Annotated in this window: 4 protein-coding genes and 1 pseudogene; 4 read left to right on the top strand and 1 reads right to left on the bottom strand. The window is 38.3% G+C overall.

Features of this window, described 5'->3' with window-relative positions:
* From PR675_RS19105 to PR675_RS19120, 4 genes and pseudogenes are all read left to right on the top strand, one after another.
* Window positions 1–551: YadA C-terminal domain-containing protein (locus tag PR675_RS19105; protein WP_272582896.1), on the top strand; the 551-nt coding region annotated here is incomplete at its 5' end.
* A gap of 275 nt (window positions 552–826) precedes the next feature.
* Window positions 827–1,147, top strand: a complete 321-nt coding sequence (hdeA, locus tag PR675_RS19110; protein WP_193451000.1) for an acid-activated periplasmic chaperone HdeA — start codon at window positions 827–829, stop codon at window positions 1,145–1,147.
* A 255-nt stretch (window positions 1,148–1,402) separates the two neighbouring features.
* Entirely contained in the window at window positions 1,403–1,876 is a 474-nt protein-coding gene (locus tag PR675_RS19115; protein WP_004917261.1) for a nucleoside deaminase, read from the top strand.
* A 70-nt stretch (window positions 1,877–1,946) separates the two neighbouring features.
* A pseudogene (locus PR675_RS19120) lies at window positions 1,947–2,239 on the top strand (IS1-like element transposase); the annotation flags it as partial.
* A 52-nt stretch (window positions 2,240–2,291) separates the two neighbouring features.
* Here the strand turns inward: PR675_RS19120 and PR675_RS19125 are convergent.
* Window positions 2,292–3,152: an amino acid permease gene (locus PR675_RS19125; protein WP_272582897.1), complete on the bottom strand. Its 861-nt coding sequence runs from the start codon at window positions 3,150–3,152 to the stop codon at window positions 2,292–2,294.
* Between the last annotated feature and the right edge of the window lie 151 nt (window positions 3,153–3,303).

Here is a 3,303-nt window from a genome sequence, read left to right on the forward strand (position 1 = left end):
GTATCAAAAATACTAATGATAAATTAGAAACAGCGATTACCGATGGTAAAACAGCATTAGCAGAAACAAATGGTGCTATCAAAGATACTAATACAAAATTAGATAGTTCTCTAGAAGAACAGAAAAAAGTTAATACTTTAGTCGGCAATGCTTTAGCAAGTAATGAAAATTATTGGCAACAGCAATGGGCAACTAATGAAAATTATGCTGCAAGTATCAATCAAAATACATCTGCTATTGCTCAAAACCGTCAAGATATCAATAAATTAAATTCTCGAGTTGACCGTTTAGATCAGAAAGTTGATGATCTGAATGATACAATGAAACGTGGGTTTGCATCACAAGCAGCTCTAAATGGCTTATTCCAGCCATATGGTGTTGGAAAGTTAAATGCGACTATGGCTCTTGGTGGTTATGAGTCCAAAACAGCAATTGCTGCGGGTACCGGATATCGTTTTGATGAAAATACAGCAGTAAAAGCTGGGATCGCTACAAATACTGATGATTTTAAAGGTGTTACGTACAACGTTGGTGTAAACGTTGAATGGTAATTATTAACTAATAAATCTCGTTATTATCCTCAATAATTAAAAAGCTCGCATTGCGAGCTTTTCTTGTTTATAGCGTTGTTCTATTTAAACAGCATTAGTTACTACTATAAAAATCAAAGGTATTATGTGACAATGGAATATTATGCTATAAGCGCACTTGTAAGGCCTAATATGTTGATAAGGTAATCTGATTTGGATTGTTTTTCTTTTTAAAGTAATCAGTTATATTTAAATTTATGTTTGGTCGGAATATTACATATAATGAGGTGATATTTATGAATAAAGCTCTATTTGCCGGTATTATTACAATGTCTTTAATGGCAACTTCCGCTTTCGCAACAACGGACACTAAACCTGTAACGGACACTAAACCTGTATCGCAATGGAAGTGTGAAGATTTTTTGGTCATCGATGACAACTTTTATCCAACCGCCATTGGTGCAGCAGAGATTGTGACACAAAAAGGAAAAGTAGAAGACCCCACTTTAAATATTAGTGGCATCGAAACGGTAACTCCCTTGATTGTCGATGCGTGTAAAAAAGCCCCTAAAGAGTCATTTATTCAAAAAGTCGAAGAATATTTGAAAAAATGGTGAGGTAAAAAGTGCTGGGGTAATAAGACAGTAAAAATAAATAATTAGATGATATAAGTGAATTATTTTTCAAGGATTGAGCTTTGTTTTAGGCTTAATCCTTTTATTTTATAGCAGTAAGAGTCCAATAAGGTCATAAAACGATTATCCTATCGATTAAAAAATCTGTCAATTGGCCTAAAAATAATGCTAACAGACAATTACCAATCAGTAATAAATCTTGAAATAAGCAAAATGAACTCATAAAGGAAGTGATATATGGAAAAACAGCGTGAGCTAGATATACAATTTATGGCACAGGCACTTGAGTTAGCCGCTGAGGCAACAAAGAAAGGTAATGAGCCCTTTGGTGCCGTACTCGTTAAAGACAATCAAGTCGTAATGACAGGTGAAAATCACATACACACTGAAAGTGATCCAACCTATCATGCAGAGCTAGGCCTTATTCGCCAGTATTGTTCTGAGCATAAAATCATGAATTTATCTGAGTACACGCTGTATACCAGTTGTGAGCCCTGTTGTATGTGCTCCGGTGCGATGGTATGGAGTCAATTAGGTCGGATGGTTTATAGCCTTTCTCATGATGAGCTAGCTGAGATTGCGGGGTTTAACATTATGTTAGGCAGTGATGAGATTTTCGCTAAAAGTCCTTTTAAGCCTGAGGTGACTCACGGTGTTTTAAAAGAGAAGGCAATGTTAATTTATACACAATATTTTCAAGCGACGACTTAACATCAAACGTCGGTCAAGTATTCAATGAGTTGATAATGGGGTAAACTGAGCTTTTCTATTGAGGCTTAGTATGGCTACCATTTCAGTAAAATGGCGATTCTGTGGATTAACCGACCCTGTTAAAAAACATGGCGCCGGCAATGGAGGTCATCCCCGTTATCGCTGTCAGGCCTGTTGCCGCACTTTTCAACTCGATTATACCTACAACGCTTGTCAGCCCGGCATCAAAGAGCAAGTGGTTGAGCTTGCCATGAATAATGCGGGTATTCGTGACACCGCTAGGGCATTACATATCAGTATCAATGCCGTCGTCCGCACTTTAAAAAACTCTCGCCACGGAATGTAACAACACTGCCCCTAGATAAAAGCCCACAGCAATCACTTGCTGTGGGCTTTTTTTATTCTGGGGCATCAATTATTGAAACGCACCATAGATAACTGATGTGATTGAAGCTAAACCACAAATTAAAGTGAACGCTTGTGCAAGAGCTGATGTGCTGAATTTTTTCATCGCTGGCACAATACGCATCGCAACCACAGGTAGAATAAACAGGATAGCCGCAATCATTGGGGCCCCCATCGTTTCAATCATACCTAAAATGCTTGGGTTTCTAATTGTGACGATCCATGTTGTTAATACAATGAACAACATAGAAGCCGTTTCAATTTTTCTCACAGAGAAAGATGAACGAGATTTAATCAATCCAACTAAACCTTCATGAGCCCCTAAGAAGTGTCCAAAATAACTGGATACAATAGCCGCAAAAGCAATAATTGGGCCTAAGTAAGATAAGATTGGTGATGGGTTAATGTTAGCAATGTGCGACAACACGCTAATGTTCTCTTTTTTCGCGATTTCTAGCTCCGCTGGATTTAAAGATAACACCACCGAAAAGACAAAGAACATCACGAATCCAGTTAACATCATCGCAGCGCCACCTGTAATCATATCCGTTTTAATAACGGCTTGGTCACCAAATTGTTGACGTTGATCTTTGGTGAACTGGCTGATGATTGGGCTATGGTTAAACGAGAATACAATCAGCGGAATCGCCATCCATACCACCACTGGCATTGCACTCCAATCAGGTGCCACTTCAAGCATTGAAGTGTTCCATTCTGGAATCAAATACAAAGAAAGCGCTAATAGAATGAAAACCAGCGGATAAACCATCATGGAAGTCACGCGTAGCATTAAATCACGGCCAAATAACACACCGGCAGTCATTGCACCAATCAATACGCCAGACAGTAGCCAACGAGGAATAGGCTCCATGCCAATTTGGTTTACTAAGAATGAATCAACGGTATTAGAGCGTGTTTATCTTTGTAGTGCATATTTCAATCGACCCACATTGGGAGCCACATGATTGAAAATGCTAAAGCAACAACACTTTCATAATTTCGGGCTAATTTGGGTTTTTTTT

It is taken from the genome of Providencia sp. PROV261 (genome assembly GCF_028477945.1).
Taxonomy (GTDB): Bacteria; Pseudomonadota; Gammaproteobacteria; order Enterobacterales; family Enterobacteriaceae; genus Providencia; species Providencia stuartii.

Excerpts from the sequence above, each read along its gene's own strand:
- hdeA (WP_193451000.1), top strand. The coding sequence starts at position 827 with ATGAATAAAGCTCTATTTGCCGGTATTATTACAATGTCTTTAATGGCA.
- PR675_RS19125 (WP_272582897.1), bottom strand. The coding sequence starts at position 3,152 with ATGGAGCCTATTCCTCGTTGGCTACTGTCTGGCGTATTGATTGGTGCA.
- PR675_RS19115 (WP_004917261.1), top strand. The coding sequence starts at position 1,403 with ATGGAAAAACAGCGTGAGCTAGATATACAATTTATGGCACAGGCACTT.